A 1,607-nucleotide genomic window follows, 5' to 3' on the forward strand; every position below is an offset into this window, starting at 1 on the left:
CCGGCCTGACCATCAAACCTTAGCCAAAGGCGTCACCACGAGTTCAACCTCAGTAGTCGGCGGGAGTGTACGAGGGAGCCGATTCGATCTCTCCGAACTCTTCGCTGCGTGACCGTGCTTCGAGGCTGTCCGCGCTTCCGGCGAGGGTGCCCTGGCAGACTTCTTCGGCTGTCATGTTGTGGTCCCGCCCACCGAAGTCCTCTTTATCGCCGCCGAAGGCGCACGCGGAGGCAGCGACGAGTAGTGCGCTCATGACCAGGGTTCGTGTGAACGTGCTTGCTCGATTCCTCATAGGTCGGGCGGGTACCGTTCCTTCTCATTCACCGTTCGACGGAAGTGTTCTCTGTTCCTCGCGCCTTCCGCGTCTCCTCGCTTGATCAGGTGGTGCCCTCCCATCGGGCGGGTGGTTCGGGTGTGAGGCCGGATTCCTCGGTGCAGTCGAGGGCGTCGACGACGGCGTAGGCGGCGGAGTTGAGGATGGCGATCATGTCGTCGTGGTCGGAGCCGCTGCCGGGGGTCTGGACGGCGAGTTCGGCCCACAGGAGCTCGTCGGGAGGGGCGGCCCCTACGGGGCAGTTGACGTACATGGACGCGTACTGGTCGCTGGTCGAGGCGTAAGCGTCCACGTCGTAGTAACTGAGGCGGCGCTCGTGACCCGGAGTGGGGACCATGGAAGACCAGGCGAACTCGATGGTTGCGAAGTCCATGGGATACGCACCCGGCGTGTAGATCACGCAGAAGTCGGTGGTGATGACGTTGTTCTCCATCAGCACGTCGGCGTAGTCGGTGGGAGTGTACGAGGGAGCCATGTCGATCTCTCCGAACTCTTCGCCGCGCGCTCGTGCTTCGAGGCTGTCCGGGCTTCCGGCGAGGGTGCCCTGGCATACCTCGTCGGCTGTCATGTCGTATGCGAACCCGTCGTCGCCGCCCGTCGTGCAGCCGGGCACGCTGACGAGCAACGCGCCGATGAACGAGAGCAGGGTGGGCTTCCGTCTCACCGAGTGGCGCCTCTCCATCGCATGCTCATTCACTTCTCATCCGTGGTTGAGTCCTGCACGAACTGCTCGCCCGGACCGGAACGGCGGACGCTGAGGCGGTGGTGCGGGAGGCCCTGCGGGTGTGAGGTCAGGTGGTGCCTTCCCATCGGGCGGGTGGTTCGGGTGTGAGGCCGGATTGCTCGGTGCAGTTGAGGGCGTCGACGACGGCGTAGGCGGCGGAGTTGAGGATGGCGATCATGTCGTCGTGGTCCGAGCCGGTGCCCGAGTCGTACATCGTCAACTCCGCTTGGAGCAGTTCATCCTCAGGCGCGGCTCCGACCGGGCAGGTGAGAAAGATCGTCGCATTGCGGTCGCCCGCCGAAGCGAAGGGGGAGATGTCGTAATGGGTCAGTTCGGGGCGTGCACCCGGCGTGGGCACGAGTGCTGACCAGGAGAACTCGATGCTCGCAAATCTGCTGTCGGGGACGATGGGGGCGAATATCACGCAGAAGTTGGTCGACACGACGTCGTTCTCCATCAGCACCTCGGCGTAGTCGGCGGGAGTGTACGAGGGAGCCATGTCGATCTCTCCGAACTCTTCGCCGCGCGCTCGTGCTTCGAGGCTGTCCG

General features: G+C 64.3%; 3 protein-coding genes. All 3 read right to left on the minus strand.

Annotated features, from left to right (window positions below; all coding sequences use genetic code 11):
• Positions 1-49: 49 nt before the first annotated feature.
• Positions 50-253, minus strand: a complete 204-nt coding sequence (locus DEH69_RS16685) for a hypothetical protein (protein WP_113687785.1) — start codon at positions 251-253, stop codon at positions 50-52.
• 124 nt (positions 254-377) lie between these two features.
• Positions 378-998: a hypothetical protein gene (locus tag DEH69_RS16690; protein WP_147255632.1), complete on the minus strand. Its 621-nt coding sequence runs from the start codon at positions 996-998 to the stop codon at positions 378-380.
• 127 nt (positions 999-1,125) lie between these two features.
• On the minus strand, positions 1,126-1,607 hold a 482-nt coding region (locus DEH69_RS31550), incomplete at its 5' end, for a hypothetical protein (protein WP_181727461.1).

The organism is Streptomyces sp. PT12, from assembly GCF_003311645.1.
In the GTDB taxonomy this organism is placed as follows: domain Bacteria; phylum Actinomycetota; class Actinomycetes; order Streptomycetales; family Streptomycetaceae; genus Streptomyces.